The sequence below is a fragment of the Pseudooceanicola nitratireducens genome (genome assembly GCF_900109195.1).
Taxonomy (GTDB): Bacteria; Pseudomonadota; Alphaproteobacteria; order Rhodobacterales; family Rhodobacteraceae; genus Pseudooceanicola; species Pseudooceanicola nitratireducens.
Map to the genome: position 1 here is coordinate 195891 of NZ_FNZG01000001.1, position 19232 is coordinate 215122.

A 19232-nucleotide genomic window follows, 5' to 3' on the forward strand; every position below is an offset into this window, starting at 1 on the left:
AGCTTTGGCCATGAACACCACCGACATCGCCTTTCTCACCCAGCTTTTCGAAACCGCCGTCGCCGCCGCCGATCCGGCCCGCGCGCTGCAGGGGCATCTGCCCGACAAACCGGCCGGGCGCACCATCGTGATCGGGGCCGGGAAAGGCGCGGCGCAGCTGGCGCAAGCCTTTGAAGAGGCGTGGGAAGATCCGGTCGAGGGCGTGGTTGTCACCCGCTATGGCTATGCGGCCCCCTGCCGGTATCTGAAGGTGCTCGAGGCATCGCACCCCGTGCCCGACGCCGCAGGCGAAGCCGCCACGCAAGAGGTGCTATCGCTGCTTGAAGGGCTCACGCCGGACGACCTGGTCGTGGCGCTGATCACCGGCGGCGGCTCGGCCCTGCTGGCCGCCCCGCCCAAGGGGCTGGAACTGGCGGACGAACAGGCGTTGAACCAGGCTTTGCTGGCCTCGGGGGCGCCGATCGGCGCGATGAACGCCATCCGCAAACAGCTGAGTCGCGTGAAAGGCGGGCGGCTGGCGCTGGCGGCGGCCCCTGCGCGGGTCGTGTCGCTGGTGGTCTCGGACGTGCCCGGCGATGACCCGGCCGAGGTCGCCTCGGGCCCCACGGTGCCGGGGCCTGCGAACCGCGCGACGGCCCTGGCCGCGATCCGCGCCTGGAACATCGACCTGCCACCCGCGGTGCGGCGGTTCCTGGAGACGGCCGAGGAAGACGCGCCGCCCCCCGACGATCCGGCCTTTGCCCGCAATTCCGTTCAGGTCATCGCCTCGGCCGCCCGATCGCTCGAAGCGGCGGCGGATCTGGCGGTGTCACAGGGCATCCCCGCGCATATCCTCTCTGACGCGATGGAGGGCGAGGCCCGCGACGTGGCCCGTGCCCATGCCGCCATCGCGCGCGAGGTTTCCCTGCGAAATCGGCCCTTTGCCCGGCCCTGTCTGCTGCTGTCCGGGGGGGAGACGACCGTCACCCTGCGCCACAAGGGGCGGGGCGGTCGTAATTCGGAATTCCTGCTGGCCTTCGCCTTGGCGATCGAGGGGCAGGACGGGATCTGCGCCATGGCCGCCGACACCGATGGCATTGATGGCAGCGAGGATAACGCCGGGGCCTTTGCCGATGGCACCACCTGCGCCGCCATGCGCGCCGCCGGGATCGACCCGGCCGAGGCGCTGGCCCGCAATGACGCCTACACCGCCTTCAAGGCCGCCGGTCTGCTGTTCACGCCCGGCCCCACGGGGACGAACGTGAACGATTTCAGGGCGATCCTGGTCCGTTAACGGCTCAGGCAGTCGTGCAGCGACTGGCCGATGTTGCGGACCAGCGCGGTGTAGAGATCCGGCCCGGGCGTCAGATCCGCGCCAAGCGGGTCCAGCACGCCGACCTGCAGGCCAAGGGTTTCAGCGGTGCGTTCCGCGACCTTGCCGTCAAACTGCGGTTCGATGAACAGGCAGCGCACGTCGCTGGCCTGTGCCGAGGCCTGAAGATCTGCCAGCCCCCGCGCGCCCGGAGGCGTTGCTTCGCTATCCGCAACGGATCCAGCCGAAGGCAGGTCAAACCGGTCCGAGAAATAGCCGAAGGCGTCGTGGTAGACGATGTAACCGCCTGTGATGTCTTGCAAAAGCGCCTCAAGTTCTTTTGTCGCTGCGGCGATACGCTTGGCCTCGGCCTTGGCGTTTGCCTGGTAGGTCGCGGCGTTTTCCGGATCGGCCGTGGCCAGCGCCTGGGCAATCGTCGCAAGCCAGTTTTGCGCATTGTCCGGGTTCAGCCAGACATGCGGGTCCAGCCCGTCGTGGTCGTGCCCGTCGCCCGCGAAGTGACCGTCCTGTGCGGCGGCTTTCTGCCCGCGACTGTCGTGCCCATGGTCGTCGTGATCATGTCCAGCGTGGCTGTCACGCGTCTCTTGATGGCCGTGGTCCCCCTTGTGCTCATGCCCGTGATCATCATGCGCGTCCGCCGTCTTGGCATGGCCCTCGCCGCCATCCGCGTGGTCGTGGCCGTCATGATCATGCTCATGAGCGTCGTGGTGCTCGTCCGAATGCCCGCCGTCCTCCGCTCCGGTCTCATGCCCTGCTTCATGGTCATGCCCATGGTGCCCGGCCTCACGCAGAACGGTGCCCTGCACGTCGATCAGCGACAAGGACGCCGCATCCGGAGCCAGCTTGGCGCTGGCATCGGCGATCCAGGGGGAAAGCTCCTCTCCGACCCAGACGACCAGATCCGCCGCCGACATGGCCGCAGCTTCGGACGGGCGCATCTGATGGCCATGGGCCGAGCCGCCGGGCGGCAGCAGCAGCGTTGGTGTCCCCACCCCCTGCATCACCGAAGCGACAAGAGAGTGGACGGGCGGAATGTCGGTGACCACCTGCGGAACCTCGGCCAGCACGGGCGAGGCAAGCAGGGGCAGGGCGAAGAAGGCAGAGCGCATGTTTGTCCGTTTCTGTTATAAAGTAACGTTGCGCCTCCTAAACGTTACATGATAACAATGCAAGATGAGCACCAAAGAAAACCTTTCTTTCCGGCAGGACGCCGCCAGCACGCCGCCCCGGGCCTTCCGGCCGCACGACCACGACAGCTGTGTCGCCGGGGCAATGCAGGCGGCCGAATCGCTGTGTGCGGAAAGCGGCGCGCGGCTGACCCCGGTCCGTCGTCGCGTGCTTGAAATCCTGCTCGAGGGCCATCGCCCCATGGGCGCATATGACGTGCTGGCCCGCCTGGATGCCGAGGGGCTGGGCTCCAAGCCGCCGGTCGCATATCGCGCGCTTGGCTTCCTGGTCGACAATGGTCTGGCGCACCGGATCGAACGCCTAAACGCCTTTATCGCCTGCCCGCGTCCGACCGATGACAACCATGCGCCCGCCTTCCTGATCTGCCGCGGCTGCGGCAGCGTGGCCGAGGTCAGCGCGACGCTTCCCGGAATCCCCAAAGGCTTCCGCGTCGAACGTACCACGGTCGAGGCCGAAGGTCTCTGCGCCGCCTGCACGGACAGCCCTGAATGACACGGCTGATCGAGGGCAGGGGCCTGGCCGCCGGGTTCGGCGGGACGGATGTGCTGTCGGGCGTCGATTTCCATATCGACGCCGGAGAGATCGTGACCATCGTCGGGCCGAACGGCTCTGGCAAGTCGACGCTGATGCGGCTTTTGGTCGGCGCGGTGCGTCCCCGCAGCGGCACGATCACACGGGCACCCGGGTTGCGCCTTGGCTATGTGCCGCAGAAACTTAGTATCGACCCGACCCTGCCGCTGACCGTCACCCGATTCCTCGACCTGCCGCGCCCGTCGCCCCGCGCCAAGAAGGCCGCGATGATGGAGCGGTGCGGCATCACCGATCTGACGCATCACCCGATGACCGGCCTGTCGGGTGGGCAGTACCAGCGCGTGCTTCTGGCCCGCGCGTTGCTGGTGCAGCCGCAGCTTCTGATGCTGGACGAGGCGACGCAAGGCATGGATCAACGCGGCTCTGCCGGGTTTTACGCCCTTATCGAGGAGCTCCGTCGCGATCTTGGTCTGGCCGTTCTGATGGTCAGCCACGAATTGCACGTGGTGATGAGCGCGAGCGACCGTGTCATCTGTCTGAACGGGCACGTCTGCTGTGAAGGCACGCCGGAAATCGTCCGCTCCGCCCCGGAGTATCGGGCGCTGTTCGGCACGGGCACCCAGGGCACGCTGGCGCTCTATCGTCACGAACATGACCATTCGCATGATCACGCGGGCGGCGACGGCCATGATCATGGGCACGACCATGCACACCATCATGGACAGGGGCACCACGCTCATGCCCATGCCCACGCCGATAAACATGCAGACCCTGCGGAGCCCGCCGAATGAGTGGATTGCTGTCCGAATTCATGATCCGCGCCGCCCTGGCCGGGGTGGGCGTGGCCCTGGCCGCCCCCTGGCTGGGCGTCTTTGTCGTCTGGCGGCGCATGGCCTATTTCGGCGACGCGGTCGGTCATGCGGCGGTGCTGGGCGTGGCGCTGTCGCTGATGATCCAGCTGCCCGTGACCCTTGGCGTGGCCGCGGTGGCGGTCACCGTCGCGTTGGTGATTGCCGCGCTGGAACACCCCCGCGTGGGCCTTGGGGCCGACGCCCTGCTGGGGGTCATGTCCCATGGCGCGCTGGCCTTCGGTCTGATCGCGGTCAGCTTCCTGCCCGGCGCGCGCCTCAACCTCGAGGCCTATCTTTTCGGTGACATCCTGGCCGTTGGCTGGGCGGACGTCGGCGTAATCTGGGCGGGCGCTGCGGTGATCGCGGCCGTGATCGGTTGGCGCTGGCGCGGGTTGTTGACCGCCACCGTGAACCCGGATCTGGCCTGGTCCGCAGGGCTGAACCCCGATCGTGACCGGCGGATCCTGACCCTGGCCCTGGCGCTTCTGGTGGCGCTGGCGATCAAGGTCGTGGGCGCATTGCTGATCACCGCGCTTTTGGTCATCCCGGCGGCGGCGGCGCGGCCGCTCTCCCGCTCGCCCGAGATGATGTTGGGCGTGGCCATGGGAATCGGTGTGCTGTCCGCGCTGGTCGGACTGGGGCTGTCCTATGCCGCGGATACGCCGGCGGGGCCGTCGGTCGTGGTCGTCTCGGTCGTTTGTTTCGTGCTGGGTCGGGCCATCGGATCCCTGCGAACCGGTTGATTTCACACCACTCCATCGCATCACATCCGTCTCCTCTCCTTCTCGAACCTCTCCCCCTCAGCTTAAACTTCAAAAAAGAACAAAACGTGAATATACTGGAGGCCGTCTCAAGCTGCCTCTGCCCATGTTCGTCGAGCTCTCTGCCACCTCGAATTTCACCTTTCTCACCGGGGCGTCCCACCCCGAGGAGTACATGACCCGTGCCGAGGAACTGGGTCTGGGCGCGGTGGCGATTGCCGATGAAAATTCCGTCGCGGGCATCGTGCGGGCGCATCAGAAGGCGCGCGATCTGGCCCGGGCGATTCGCGAACGGGCCGACTGGGATCGGACACACGGCCCCATGGGGCCGCTGAAGCCGGGCCATGTCGCGCCGCAGCCAAAAGCCCCGCGGCTGATCCCCGCAGCGCGGCTGGTGCTGTCAGAGGGACTTGAAATGACGGCGCTGCCCGAGACGCGGATCGGCTGGGCGCGGCTCTGTCGGCTGATTTCGCGCGGTCGGTTGCGCGCACCAAAGGGGCAGTGCCTGCTGACGATGGACGACCTTTTCGACAATGGGTTGGAGGCGCTGCGGCTGGTGCTGCACCCGCCACAGGCGCTGACGGATCCGGGCGGCGCGGGCGATTGGCTGCCACGGGCGCAGCGGCTGACGCGCCGCTTTGCCCCGAAGATGGTGCTGGCGCTGGCCCCCGCCTATGACGGCCAGGACGAGGCGCGGCTGACCACCCAGGCGCTGCTGGCGGAACGGCTGTCTCTGGCAACGGTGGTCAGCGCGCGGCCCGTGATGCACCACGGGCGGCGGCGCAAGCTGGCCGATGTGGTCACGGCGATCCGCACCGGCCGCCGCGTCGATGCCTTGGGCCGCGATGCGCTGGCCAACGGGGAACGCCGCCTGCGGTCCGAGTCTGACCTGCGGCGCATCCTCGGACCCCATGCCGATGCGCTGGACCGAACGGTCCAGCTTGCCCAGGGGCTGACGTTTTCCCTGGACGAGCTGCGCTATGAATACCCGTCCGAGATCTCGGCCGGCGAAACCCCCTCGGCGCGGCTTGCCCGGCTTGCACATGCCGGTCTCGCCTGGCGGTATCCCCATGGCGCACCCGACCGCGTGCGGCAGATGCTGGAGCACGAGCTGCGGCTGATCGCCAAGCTGAAGTATGAACCCTATTTCCTGACCGTGCATGATGTGGTCGCCTTTGCCCGGTCCCACAGCATCCTGTGTCAGGGACGCGGTTCGGCCGCCAATTCCGTGGTCTGCTATGCGCTTGGCGTCACTTCCGTCAGCCCCGAGGTCGGCACCATGGTCTTTGAACGGTTCGTCAGCGAGGCGCGGGACGAACCCCCTGATATCGATGTGGATTTCGAACACGAACGGCGCGAAGAGGTGATCCAGCACATCTATCAGCGCTACGGGCGTCACCGCGCCGGCCTTTGTGCCACCGTCATCCATTACCGTGGCAAACGCGCCATCCGCGAGGTCGGGCGCGCCATGGGCCTGACCGAGGATACGATCGGCGCGCTGTCGTCGCAGCTTTGGGGGTTCTTCGCGGCCGATGGTATGGCCGATCAGCGCATGCGCGAGATCGGGCTGGACCCGGGCGATCCGCGCCTGATGCAGACCATGGCGCTTGTTCACGAAATCGAAGGCTTTCCGCGCCATCTTTCCCAGCATGTCGGCGGCTTCATCATGACCGAGGGGCGGTTGGATGAACTCGTGCCGATCGAAAACGCAACGATGGAGGACCGGACTGTCATCTGCTGGGACAAGGATGACATCGACACGCTTGGCATTCTGAAGGTCGACGTTCTGGCGCTTGGCATGCTGACCTGTATCCGCAAGGCCTTTGACCTGCTGGTGCGGCATGAGAACACCGACCTGACCCTGGCCACGATCCCGCCCGAGGATCCGCGGGTCTACGACATGCTGTGCAAGGCCGACACGATCGGGGTCTTTCAGGTGGAATCCCGTGCGCAGATGAACTTTCTGCCCCGGATGCGGCCGCGCTGTTTCTACGATCTGGTGATCGAGGTGGCGATCATCCGCCCCGGTCCGATCCAGGGCGACATGGTGCATCCCTATATCCGCCGCCGCAACGGAGAGGAGAGCGTTGAATTCCCCTCGGACGAACTGGGGAAGGTGCTGGGCAAGACGCTTGGCGTGCCGCTGTTTCAGGAACAGGCGATGCAGATCGCCATCATCGGCGCGGGTTTCACCCCGGAAGAGGCCGACCGCCTGCGCCGATCGCTTGCCACCTTCAAGAAGCACGGCAATGTCAGTGAATTCCGCACCCGGTTCATGCGCGGCATGAAGCGCAACGGCTATGACGAAGACTTTGCCGACCGCTGTTTCAGCCAGATCGAGGGCTTTGGCTCTTACGGCTTTCCCGAAAGCCACGCCGCCAGTTTTGCCCTGCTGGTCTATGCCTCAAGCTGGATCAAGCGACACCATCCGGCGGTTTTCGCCTGCGCATTGCTGAACTCCCAACCCATGGGGTTCTATGCCCCGGCGCAGATCGTGCGCGATGCCCGCGAACATGGGGTCGAGGTGCGGCCCGTGGACATCAACGCCTCGCACTGGGACAATACGCTGGAACGTGACGGCCGGCACCTGGCGCTGCGGCTGGGCTTTCGTCAGGTCAAGGGCGTGGGAGAGGCTGAGGCAGAGTGGATCACCGCCGCGCGCGGCAACGGCTATCATTCGGTTTCGGACGTCTGGCGGCGGGCGGGCGTTGCCCCCGGGCTGGTCGAACGCCTGGCCGAGGCGGATGCCTTCGCGCCCCTTGGCCTGAACCGTCGCGCCGCCATATGGGAGGCCAAGGCCCTGCGCCCCGGTGCGCCGTTACCGCTGTTCGAAGGCGACATGGACGGCGAAGGCATTGTCGAGCCGGCGGCTTTGTTGCCGCAGATGACCCCGGGGGAGGCGGTGGTCGAGGATTTCGTCTCCATGCGTCTGTCGCTGCGGGCGCATCCGGTGGCCTTCCTGCGCGACCGCCTGACCCCGGGCCATGCGCGGTGGTCTAGGGACAAGTCGCTAGACGCAAACAAAAATTCGGGCGGGCGGGCCGAGGGTGCGACCCCGCCTGAGCGCGCGCCCTATCCCCGCAGCCGCGCCAGCAGCGCAACCGAAGGATAGCCATCAGGCGTCAGGCCGACCCGCTGCTGATAACGGCGGATGGCGTCGACCGTGTTCGGCCCGATCCGCCCGTCGACGCCCTGGGTTGAGAACCCGGCGCGGGTCAGAAGCACCTGCAATTCCTGACGTTCCGCCCGTTTCAGCCCGCGTTCCCCATCCGGCCAGGATCCGCGCAGCGGCCCTCCACCAGAGATCCGGTCACCTAGATGACCAACACCAAGCGCGTAGCTGTCCGAATTGTTGTAGCGCTTGATCACGTCAAAGTTCTTGAAAACCAGAAAGGCCGGTCCCCGCGCGCCCGAGGGCAGCAGCACCCGCGCAGCCCCATGGTCGCGCAGCGCCTGGCCATCCGCCGCGCGCAGGCCAAGCCGCGCCCAGTCCGACGGCATCTTCTTTGATCCACCCGCCAGGGCATAGTTGAAAGACGCGGGCAGCGTGACCTCGATCCCCCAGGGCTGCCCGACGACCCAGCCCATGCGGTTCAGGTAAGCAGCGGTCGAGGCCAGCGCATCCGTCGGATCCTCGCCCCAGATATCGCGGCGGCCATCGCCTTTGAAATCAACGGCATAAGATTCATACGAGGTGGGCATGAACTGCGTGTGCCCCATGGCCCCGGCCCAGCTTCCGTCCATCCGGTCGGGCGTCGTGTCGCCCTGCTGCAGGATGCCAAGCGTGGCGATCAGCTGTGCTTCGAAGAATGATCCGCGGCGGCCGTCATAGGCCAACGTGGCAAGCGCCGAGGGCACATGCGTCTTGCCGCGATACCCGCCGTAATTCGTCTCCATCCCCCAGATCGCCGCGACGATATGACGGTCGACACCATAGCGCCCTTCGATCGCGCGCAGCACCTGCCCGTACTGCCCGGCCTTTTCGCGCCCGGTGCTGACACGGGTGTCAGATACGGCGCTGGCCAGGTAATCGCCGGTGGACTTGGTGAATTCCGATTGCTTGCGATCCAGCTTGATCACCTCGGGGAGATAGCTGACCTGCGCGAAGGTGCGGTCAAAAGTGCTGCCCGAAATGCCCTTGGCCAGGGCGCGGTTGCGGAAGCCATTGATCCAGGTGCGGAAACCGGCGGGGTCGCTGGCCTCGACATAGGCGACGGTGCGGACGTTTTCCAACACCGGCCGCAGCTTGGGGCGCAGGGAGGCGGCGCTGCGCGCGGCGCGGACAGGCTGTGCCGTCGTCTCGGAACTCAGGGCTTTCAGGGCCATGGCGGCGATCACCTGGGCATCGGACCGCGCGGGGGAGACCAATGTGCCCGGCCGCAGCTGAGGCCGCAGGGACCGATCCCGAAGCTCGGCCGCCGTTGCGGGCACCGACAGAAGCACACCCAAAAGCATGCTCATCGCCAGACGCGCATAGCCAGCGCCGGCCGGTTTCACGGGCACATGTTTCATGGGGACTCCTCGCCTGTAAGTGTTATCCCGACTGCTTCTTATTGTTTCCAGACTAGCGCGATCGGGGCGATTTCGAAAGCATTGTCGCAAGCGCTCGCAAAGGCTTGCCGAAGGATGTGCCCTTGCCGCCACCTGGCCGCGCGCGCCCAAACCCGTCGCCATCTAGCCCGCCGCCGCTTCGGCCGGGGGGCCGTCACGGGCCTGCACCGTTCGGGCCGCACAGCCGCCACGCCCTGCCGGAGTATGGTCGGCAACCGCCGCCAGCACCGCTGCGCGGCGCATCGGCTTGGCTATGAACCCGTCCATGCCGTCGCGCCGCATGTCGGTTTCGCCGTCTTCGGTCACATGGGCAGTGACCGCGATGATCGGCGTCCGTGGCAGGCCCAGATCCTGTTCCTGCTGGCGGATCAGGCGGGTCGCTTCGGTGCCGTCCATGCCGGGCATGGAGATGTCCATGAAAACCAGATCCGGTTGCAATTGCTGCCATTTTTGCACCGCCTCGGCCCCGTCTTCGGCAAAATGCAGGGTGATCGGAGCCCCGCGCAGCATCTTGGATAGAACCAGCCGGTTGGTCGCGTTATCCTCGGCCGCAAGCACGACGGCAGGGGATTTCCCGTGCTCTTCGACAAGGGTCGGAGGTGGCGGAGTAACGGCGGGCGGCGCAAGATCGGCCAGCATCCGGAACAATTCATGTCGGGGCGTGGGGCGTTGAAGCACACCGGCCAGATGCCTGCGCGCCGGATCCGTCTCGGTCGAGGCGGTCGAGGAGGTGAGCATCAGGATCGGCACGTTCCGCCCGCCGCCCGCCTGCCCGCCGCCCGCCTGCCCGTCGCGGATCGCCTCGGCCAGCTCCATGCCGTCCATCGCGGGCATGTTGTGATCGGTGATGACCAGATCGATGCCGTCGTCCAGAAGGCGCAGGGCCTCGCCCCCCGAGGAGGCGACGACAGGGGTCGCGCCAAGCGCCTCGACCTGGCGGGCCAGGATGATGCGGTTGATCTCTAGGTCGTCGACGACCAGGACGCGCCGGAATTCCCGTTTCAGAACAGGGGCATCCTGCGGGACGGCGCCCGACACCGGAAGCGTCACCTTGAACCCGAAGGAAGACCCGACCCCGACCTCACTGTCGAGCCAGATTTCACCGCCCATCAGCCCGATCAGGCTTTGCGAAATGGCCAGCCCCAGCCCGGTGCCTTCGAACTTGCGGTTGCGGTCGTCGTCGATCTGACGGAATTCGCCAAAGATCAGGTCCTTCTTGTCGCTGGCGATGCCGATCCCGGTGTCTTCGACCGTGACGTGAACGCGATACTCCTCGCCCTCGGGAAGACCGACGCAACGCACCAGCACATGCCCTTCAAGCGTGAATTTCACCGCGTTTCCAATCAGGTTGGTCAGAACCTGCCGTAACCGCCCGGGATCGCCGACAAAGGTCGTCGGCATAAACAGATCGTAGTCGACCACCAGCTCAAGCCCCTTGTCGCGGGCGGCGGGCTGCAACAGCATCACGACCTCGTGGATGCAGCGTTCCAGATCGAAGGGCTCGGGGTGGAGCTGCAGTTTCTCGGCCTCGATCTTGGAATAGTCGAGCACGTCATTGATGATGACCAACAGCGCCTCGCCCGAGTTGCGGATGGTGTCGACGTAAAGCCTTTGTTCCTCGTTCAGGTCGGTGTCGCACAGCAGTTCCGTCATGCCGACGACACCGTTCATCGGCGTGCGGATCTCGTGGCTCATATTGGCGAGGAAGGCGCTTTTGGCGCGGTTCGCGGCCTCGGCCTTCTGGCGGGCGCGGCGCAGCACCCGTTCGTGGCGCACCGTGTCGGTGATGTTCAGCGCCAGGCAGACGATATCGCCGTCGCGCCCGCGCTGATCCACCAGCTTGATGAAGACGCCGTTCCACAGCCGCAGGGTGATCGGATCGGACCCCGCGCTTTCCCATCTGTCCATCATCTGCCGCCGCCAGATCGCCGGAGGCGTGTCGCCAATGTCGACGATCCCTTCTTCGGTCGCCAGTTGCAGCATCCGCACGTAAGAAACGCCCGGGGCGATTTCCTCAAGCCCGTCAAAGACATCCAGCCAGGCGTCATTGGCGGCGATCATCTCTCCGTCGGCGTTGAAAAAGGCGAAACCGTCGCGGATCGCGCGGATCGAATGCCACAGCCGGCGTTCGGCAATCTCGATCTTCTGGTTCGCCTCGGACAGGTCCAGGCGCACGCGCTGGTTTTCATCCCGGACATTGGCCACCTCGGCCCGGGTTTCCACGATTTCTTCGGACAGGGCGCGGGCATGGCGGCCAAGTTTGCGATTGGCCGCATGCAGTTCCGCCTGTTTCTGTTCCAGCAACCGTTCCGCCGCCAGGCGCGCGCGACGTTCCTCGGTCAGCTTGGTGGCGAGGCTCATCCACGCATCTCCCTTCGCCCATTCGGGCCGCTGTCGGGTCAAACATCGCCGATCAGGGTGAAGAAACCGTTTACGCCGCAAGGGCGTTGCTGCGCCTTTTCGCCGGCGAATCCTTGTATCCGGGAAACCGCCCGTGGCACCCTGCCTGAAAGAGTAAGGGAGCCCCCCATGTTTCGCCGTCACGCCGCACCGACCCTGTCCATTCTGGGTCTTGTCCTTGGTCTGTCCCTTGGGGTGACGGGCGCGCAGGCGCAGCAGGATCCGCTGCCCGAACGCCGCATGGTGGTGACGCTGGACCAGGACTTTGTCGGCACCGATCTAAGCCAGATGTTCGACACCACCTTCACCGCCTGTCGCGCCGCCTGTGAAAGCGACAGCGCCTGCCTTGGCTTCACCTTCAATGCCCGGTCGAATTCCTGTTTCCCCAAGTCCGCGATCACCGGCCAGACCCCCTATCAGGGGGCGCAATCGGCGCTTCTGATGCCCTTTCCTGACGCGCTGCGCAGTCAGGCTGCGCAAAGGGCACATGACATTGACTTCATTGAAGAAAACACGCTGAAGGATGCGCGGATCCTGGCGCGGGATCTGGGCTGGATCCACCCCTCGGGGCAATACCGGGCAGGCGATATGCTGACCGCCGCCCGCCAGCGCGAGGCGGACGGCAAGCTGCTGGAGGCGATGCGCTGGATGGGCGGCGCGGTCTCGGCCACGGATGCGGCGGATCAATGGGTGGATTACGCCCGGCTTCTGCTGGCCTCGGCCGAGGCGACGGATCGCAATGCCGCCCGCTACCGCGCCCGCGCGGTTTCGGCCGCGGTGAACGGATACCTGCGGGCCGACAACGCGCCGATCCGCGCCAATGCGCTGGATCAGCTGGCCCGCGCCTTGGAGGCCGTGAACCGGGGTCGCGACATGATCCCCGCGCTGCGCCTGGCCGACCAGCTGGCCCCGCGCGAAGACCGCGCCGCCGCGCTGGACCGGGCCGTCGGGCTGTATGGCTTCCGCATCCGCGATCACGAGGTCCTTTCCGATCTGGCCGACCCGCAGGTCTGCGCCGAGTTCACCGAACCGCTGGTCAAGGCCGGCGTCGACTATGGCGACTATGTCCAGCTGCCCGATCCCACACTCGCGGTCGAATCCGACGTCAATCGTCTGTGCGTCCGTGGGCTGACCCATGGCGGCCGCGCCACGCTGACCTTCCGCGAAGGCCTGCCCGCCGCCAGCGGAGAGCGCCTGATCAAGGACGTGCCCCTGCGCGTCTATGTCCGCGACCGCAGCCCGCAGGTGAATTTCGCCGGCCGCGCCTATGTGCTGCCCGCGGCGCAAGAGGCCGCGCTGCCGGTCGAGACGGTGAATGCCGATCTGCTGGACCTGACGCTTTATCGCGTGACCGACCGCAACCTGCTGCGCGCGGTGCAGGAACAATACTTTGGCCAGCGCCTGAACCGTTGGGAAATGGCCGATTTTACCGCCGAGATCGCGGAAGAGATCTGGCGCGGAGAGGCCGAGACCGCCATGACCCTGAACCGCACCATGACCACGCGCCTGCCCCTGGGCGAGGTTCTGGCCGGGCAGGAACCGGGGGCCTATGCGCTGGCGGCGAAACTGCCGGGCGAGGATCAGGAAGCGGCCTTTCAGTGGTTCATCCTGACCGATCTGGGGCTGACCACGATGCAGGGCAACGACGGTCTGCACGTGGTGCTGCGCGGGCTGGGGGATGCCCAGCCGAAACCGGGCGTGACGGTCGAACTGATCGGCCGCGCCAACCGGGTTCTGGGGCAGGGCATGACCGACGATCAGGGCTATGTCCGTTTTGATCCGGGCCTGACGCGGGGCACCGACGGGGCTGCGCCTGCCATGGTGACCGCGCGTCTGGGCGATGATCTGGCGTTTCTGTCGCTGACCGATCCGGCCTTTGACCTGTCGGACCGGGGCGTTGCGGGGCAGGAACCCGCGCCCCCCGTCGACGTCTTCCTGACCACCGACCGCGGGGCCTATCGCGCGGGTGAAGTCATCCATGTCACCGCCCTGGCGCGCGACGCCCGGACCCGCGCCATCCCCGGCCTGCCGATCACGGCGATCCTGACCCGGCCGGACGGAGTGGAATATGCCCGGCTGACCTCGTCCCGCGATCAGGCGGGCGGGCATGTCTTTGCCCTGCCCCTGGGGCAGACCGTGCCGCGCGGCACCTGGCGGGTGGACATCAAGGCCGACGTCAACGCCCCTGCGCTGGCCAGCGCCCGCGTGCTGGTCGAAGATTTCCTGCCTGAACGCATCGACGTGACGCTGGACCTGCCCGAAGGCCCGCTGCGCGCGCAGGCCCTGCCGGATCTTGCGCTTCAGGCCGATTACCTCTTTGGCGCGCCGGGCGCGGGCCTTGCGGTCGAGGGCACGCTGCGCCTGTCGCAGGCGCGCCAGCTGGACAGCCACCCCGGCTATCGCTTTGGCCTTTATGATGGCGAAGGCTTTGCCCGCACCACCCGGCTGGACGGCGTGACGGGCGACACCGGCGCGCTGGCGCTGCCCCTGACCCCCGACTTCCCCGAGGTGCCGACCGGCACCCCCTATCAACTGCGCGCGACCATCGGCGTCTCGGAAGGCTCGGGCCGTCCGGTGGAACGGCAGATCACCCGCCTTGTCGGCCCCGATGCGCCGGTGATCGGGATCAAGCCGCTGTTCACCGACAGCGTGGCCGAAGGCGCGACCGCCGCCTTTGACCTGATCGCGCTAAGCCCCGATCTGACCGTGCAGGACATGCCCGTCACCTGGCGCGTCAACCGGGTCACGACGCGCTATCAATGGTATCGCCAATACGGCAGCTGGAACTGGGAACCCTATACCACCCGCACCCCCGTGGCCGAAGGCACTGCCCGCCTGGGCGACACCCCGGTCGAGGTCTCGGTCCCGACCGACTGGGGCCGTTATGAGATCGTGGTCGAGGGCGGCGATGGCGCGGCCGGTTATGTGGCGTCCTCGGTCGACTTCACATCCGGCTGGTATGCGCCGGCCGATGCCTCCTCGACCCCCGATATGTTGGAGGTCTCGCTCGACAAGCCGGGCTATGCGCTGAACGACTGGGCGCAGCTGCGCCTTGTGCCGCGCCACGCCGGTACCGCCATCGTCACCGTCCTGTCCGACCGCCTGATCGAGATGAAGACCGTCGAGGTGGCCGAGGGCGAGAATATCGTCAACCTTAAGGTGACCGAGGACTGGGGCGCGGGGGCCTATGTCACCGCCTCGGTCATCCGGCCGATGAAGGCCGAGGCCGGGCAGATGCCGACCCGTGCGCTTGGGCTGGATTATGCCCCCGTTGATCCCGGTGCCAAGGCGCTGGAGGTCATGCTGGATCTGCCCGACCAGGCCAATCCGCGCGGGCCGGTCACGGCGCGCGTCAAGGTCGCGGGCCAGGGCAGAGGCCAGGCCTACGTCACCCTGGCCGCCGTCGATGTCGGTATCCTGAACCTGACCGGGTTCGACAGCCCCGACCCCAAGGCCCATTACTTTGGCCAGCGGCGGCTGGGCATGGATATCCGCGACCTTTACGGGCGTCTGATTGACAGCGGGCAGGGGGCCATGGGGCGCGTCCGGTCCGGCGGCGATGCGGGCGGATCCATCGGGTTGCAATCGCCCCCCCCGACCGAGGAGCTGGTGGCCTATTTCACCGGCCCCGTCGCCATCGGCCCCGATGGCACGGGTGAGGTCAGCTTTGACCTGCCCGAATTCAACGGCACCGTGCGCTTCATGGCCGTCGCCTGGACCGACCAGGCCGTGGGATCGGCCGAACGGGACGTGCTGGTGCGCGATCCCGTGGTGCTGACCGCGACCCTGCCGCGCTTCCTGCAACCGGGCGACACCACGACGCTGCTGTTGGAGCTGACCCATGCCTTCGGCCCTACGGGCGACACCGCCCTTTCCGTCAGCGCGAAGGGCGTCACGCTGCCCGATCCGGTGCCCGCGTCGGTCACCTTGGACGAGGGCGCGCGCCAGGTGCTGCGCATCCCCGTCACGGCGGACCTGCCCGGTGACCATGCGATTACCGTCACCCTGACCACGCCGGGCGGCCAGGCCTTGACCAAGACCCTGACCCTGCCGGTGCGCCGCAACGATCCCGAGGTCTCGGTCACGCAGCGGTTCAATCTTGCGGCGGGGGATACCTTTACGCTTGATGCCAATCTCTTTGCGGGCATGCGGCCGGGCAGCGGGCAGGCGATGGTTTCCGCCGGGCCGCTGGCACAATTCGACGCGCCGGCGCTTCTGGCGATGCTGGACCGCTATCCCTATGGCTGCACGGAACAGGTGACATCCACAGCGCTGCCGCTGCTTTACCTGTCCTCGGTGGCCGAGGCGATGGACCTGGCCGCCCCGGCGGAACTGGACCTGCGCATCGCCCAGTCCATCGACCGGGTGCTGACGCGTCAGGACAGCTCGGGCGCTTTCGGGCTGTGGCAGGCCGGGTCCGAGGAGCTTTGGCTGGATGCCTATGTCACCGACTTCCTGTCGCGTGCAAAGGCGCAGGGGCATGACGTGCCGGATCTGGCCTTTGGTCAGGCTTTGGACAACCTGCGCAACCGGGTGAACTATGCCCCCGATTTCGATGCGCAATCGAACACCGGGGGCGAGGCGCTGGCCTATGCGCTGATGGTCCTCGCGCGCGAGGGCAAGGCGAACATGGGCGACCTGCGCTATTACGCCGATGTGAAGGGCGATGCTTTCGGCACCCCCCTTGCCGCCGCGCAACTGGGCGCGGCGCTGGCCATGTACGGCGATCCGACCCGTGCCGATGCGATGTTTGCCATCGCTGCGCGTCAGCTGGATGCGCGCGCTGCGCAGGACGAGCCGCAGCGCTATCGCGACGATTTTGGCACCAACCTGCGGGACGCGGCCGCTGTGCTGACACTTGCGGTTGAATCCGGATCCCAGGCGGTCAATCGTGCCAGCCTGATCGCCAGTATCGCCGGCGCCGACTTCCCGCTGTCGACGCAGGAAAGCGCCTGGTCCCTGATGGCCGCCCGCGCCCTGATCGACACGCCCGCCACGGGTGGCACAGCCACCCCGGCGCTGTCGGTCAATGGCGCGCCCGTCACCGGCCCCTTCGTCCGCATGGTCGAGGCACAGGCGCTGACATCGCTGGCCATCCGCAACACCAGAGGGGCCGACACGACGCTGACCCTGACCACCCTTGGCGTGCCTGAAATCCCGGTGGCACAGGGCGGATACGGCTATGCGATCCAGCGCGACTATTACACCCTGGAGGGCACGCCCGCCGATCCCGCCCAGGTGCCGCAGGGCACGCGGCTGGTCACCGTGCTGACAGTGCAGCCGTTCGAGGACACCGGTGCCAGGCTGATGATCAGCGATCCGCTGCCGGCGGGGTTCGAGATCGACAACCCCAATCTTCTGCGCCAGGGCGACATCCGCGCGCTGGACTGGCTGAAGACGGTTGATGTGAGCCATAGCGAAGCCCGGTCCGACCGCTTCCTGACCGCGCTCGACTGGCGCTCGGATCAGGCGTTCCGGCTGGCCTATATCGTGCGCGCGATCTCTCCGGGCAGCTATCACCACCCGGCGGCCACGGTCGAAGACATGTACCGCCCGCGCTACCGCGCCCGCACCGCCGCCGGGCGTGTGACGGTCGTGGAATGACCCGCGCACCCGGTCTGCTTCTGGCGCTGGCGCTGACCCTCTGGGGCGGGGCGCTGGCGCGGGACGGGCTGGACCGCTGGATCGACGCGACGGTGATTCCGCCGCTTGGGGTCGAGACCGCGGCCGAGATCCGCGACCGAAACGGCACCCTGCTGCGCGCCTATACCGTGGGCGACGGGCTCTGGCGGCTGCGCGCGGGGCTGGATCAGATCGACCCTCTCTATCCCGCGCTGCTGATGGCCTATGAGGACCGGCGCTTTCTATCACACAACGGCGTCGATGCCCGCGCGCTGCTGCGCGCTGCGTGGTCGTCGCTTATGGCGGGGCGGGTGGTCTCGGGCGGGTCGACCCTGACCATGCAGCTGGCCCGCCTGCTGGAACACAGCGGCACCGGTGCCTGGGCCGGCAAGCTGCGTCAGATGCGGCTGGCGCTGGCGCTGGAACGACGGCTGAGCAAAGACCAGATCCTGACGCTTTACACCCAGTTGGTGCCCATGGGCGGCAATCTGGAAGGGGTGCGCGCGGCGTCTTTGTCCTACTTCGGGAAAGAGCCGCGCCGCCTGACCCCGGCCGAGGCCGCGCTGCTGGTCGCCCTGCCGCAATCGCCCGAGGCCCGCCGCCCCGATCGTCACCCCGGGGTGGCCCGCGCCGCCCGCGATCGGGTGCTGGACCGATCAGTCCAGTTCGGGGCGCTGCCCAAGGGTGACGCACTGGCCGCCCGCCGCGATCCCGCCCCCCGGCTGCGGCGTGATTTCCCTGCACTTGCCCCGCATCTGACCGACCGCGCCCATGCCACGCGCCCCGATGCGCCGGTGCAGCAGCTGACCTTGTCCGCATCGCTGCAACATCAGGTCGAGGCGCTGGCCCAGGCCGCCCTGCGCCACCGGTCAGATAGGCTCTCCATCGCGATCCTCGTCGCCGATCACCGCAGCGGAGAGATCCTGGCCTCGGTCGGATCAGAGGGGCTGACGACGCGGGGGCAGGGGCATGTGGATATGACGCGGGCCGTGCGCTCGCCCGGATCGACGCTGAAACCTCTGGTCTACGGGCTGGCCTTCGACCGCGGCCTGGCCCATCCGCTGACGATGATCGAGGACCGGCCGATGCGGTTCGACGGCTATGCACCGCAGAATTTCGACGGGAAGTTCCGGGGCGACGTCACCGTGGCCGAGGCGCTGCGCCTGTCGCTAAACCTGCCCGCCGTGCAGCTGACCCAGGCCATCGGCCCGCAGAACCTGATGGCCGCGCTGCGCCGCGCCGGGACCTTGCCAGAGCTGCCGGGGGGCCGGCCCGGTCTGGCGGTTTCCCTAGGCGGTGTCGGACTGCGCCTGACCGATCTGGTGCAGCTGTATGCCGGTCTGGCCAATGGCGGCATGGCGCAGCCCCTGCATTGGCAAGCCGCTGAAAACAAATCGCCTTCGGCCCGCATCCTGTCGCGGGCCTCGGCCTGGCAGGTGGCGCATATCCTGTCCGATCTTGCCCCGCCACCCGGGGCCCCGGCCAATCGGCTCGCCTATAAAACCGGGACAAGCTATGGCTACCGCGACGCCTGGGCCATCGGCTTTGACGGCGCGCATGTGATCGGCGTCTGGATGGGGCGCCCTGATGGCACCGCCGTGCCCGGGGCCTTTGGCGGAGACCTTGCCGCGCCGGTGCTGTTCGACGCCTTCACCCGGCTGAAACCTACGCTCGACCCGCTGCCGCCGCCCCCGCCCGAGACGCTGCTGACCAGCGCCGCCAACCTGCCTGCCCCCCTGCGCCGTTTTACCGGTGGCACGGCTCAGCAGGAGGCCGATCATCCCCGCCTGACCTTTCCGCCCGACGGGGCCGTCCTTGGGCAGACGCAAGCCCTGCCGGCCAAGGTGCGCGACGGGGTGCCGCCCTTCACCTGGCTGGTCGACGGGGCCCCGCGCGTCATCGCCACGCGCCGCCGCGAAACGCTGCTGGAGGGGCTGGGGCAGGGCTTTGCCGATGTGACGGTGATCGACGCCTCGGGGCGGTCGTCATCCTCCCGGATCCGGCTGGACTGATCGG

The 19232-nt window shown here is 67.4% G+C and carries 10 protein-coding genes; 7 read left to right on the forward strand and 3 right to left on the reverse strand.

What is annotated here, in order from left to right:
• Positions 1–10 precede the first annotated feature (10 nt).
• Entirely contained in the window at positions 11–1273 is a 1263-nt protein-coding gene (locus tag BMX99_RS00980; RefSeq protein WP_093446005.1) for a glycerate kinase type-2 family protein, read from the forward strand.
• Here the strand turns inward: BMX99_RS00980 and BMX99_RS00985 are convergent.
• Entirely contained in the window at positions 1270–2421 is a 1152-nt protein-coding gene (locus BMX99_RS00985) for a zinc ABC transporter substrate-binding protein (RefSeq protein WP_093446008.1), read from the reverse strand. The two genes, BMX99_RS00980 and BMX99_RS00985, sit on opposite strands and share 4 nt — an antisense overlap.
• 64 nt (positions 2422–2485) lie before the next feature.
• Here BMX99_RS00985 and BMX99_RS00990 point away from each other — a divergent pair, with 64 nt between their 5' ends.
• From BMX99_RS00990 to BMX99_RS01005, 4 genes are all read left to right on the forward strand, one after another.
• Positions 2486–2992 carry a Fur family transcriptional regulator gene (locus BMX99_RS00990; protein ID WP_093446011.1) on the forward strand — a complete coding sequence of 169 codons (507 nt, stop codon included), beginning with the start codon at positions 2486–2488 and terminating at the stop codon, positions 2990–2992.
• Positions 2989–3822, forward strand: a complete 834-nt coding sequence (locus BMX99_RS00995) for an ATP-binding cassette domain-containing protein (protein ID WP_093446014.1) — start codon at positions 2989–2991, stop codon at positions 3820–3822. The genes BMX99_RS00990 and BMX99_RS00995 overlap by 4 nt, the downstream gene beginning before the upstream one ends.
• Positions 3819–4625: a metal ABC transporter permease gene (locus tag BMX99_RS01000; RefSeq protein ID WP_093446017.1), complete on the forward strand. Its 807-nt coding sequence runs from the start codon at positions 3819–3821 to the stop codon at positions 4623–4625. Before BMX99_RS00995 ends, BMX99_RS01000 begins: the two co-directional genes overlap by 4 nt.
• A gap of 124 nt (positions 4626–4749) precedes the next feature.
• Positions 4750–7755: an error-prone DNA polymerase gene (locus tag BMX99_RS01005; protein WP_093446020.1), complete on the forward strand. Its 3006-nt coding sequence runs from the start codon at positions 4750–4752 to the stop codon at positions 7753–7755.
• On the opposite strand, the gene BMX99_RS01010 is transcribed toward BMX99_RS01005, so the two are convergent.
• Both BMX99_RS01010 and BMX99_RS01015 read right to left on the reverse strand, forming a co-directional pair.
• A complete protein-coding gene (locus BMX99_RS01010; RefSeq protein ID WP_244525622.1) occupies positions 7716–9155 on the reverse strand; it encodes a lytic murein transglycosylase in 1440 nt (479 codons plus the stop codon). The genes BMX99_RS01005 and BMX99_RS01010 overlap by 40 nt on opposite strands.
• Positions 9156–9317: 162 nt before the next feature.
• Complete coding sequence (locus tag BMX99_RS01015; protein WP_093446023.1) at positions 9318–11555, reverse strand: response regulator; 2238 nt, start codon at positions 11553–11555, stop codon at positions 9318–9320.
• 168 nt (positions 11556–11723) lie between these two features.
• Here BMX99_RS01015 and BMX99_RS01020 point away from each other — a divergent pair, with 168 nt between their 5' ends.
• Positions 11724–17198, forward strand: a complete 5475-nt coding sequence (locus tag BMX99_RS01020) for an alpha-2-macroglobulin family protein (protein ID WP_093446026.1) — start codon at positions 11724–11726, stop codon at positions 17196–17198.
• Positions 17195–19228: a penicillin-binding protein 1C gene (gene pbpC, locus BMX99_RS01025; protein WP_093446029.1), complete on the forward strand. Its 2034-nt coding sequence runs from the start codon at positions 17195–17197 to the stop codon at positions 19226–19228. The genes BMX99_RS01020 and pbpC overlap by 4 nt, the downstream gene beginning before the upstream one ends.
• Positions 19229–19232 lie beyond the last annotated feature (4 nt).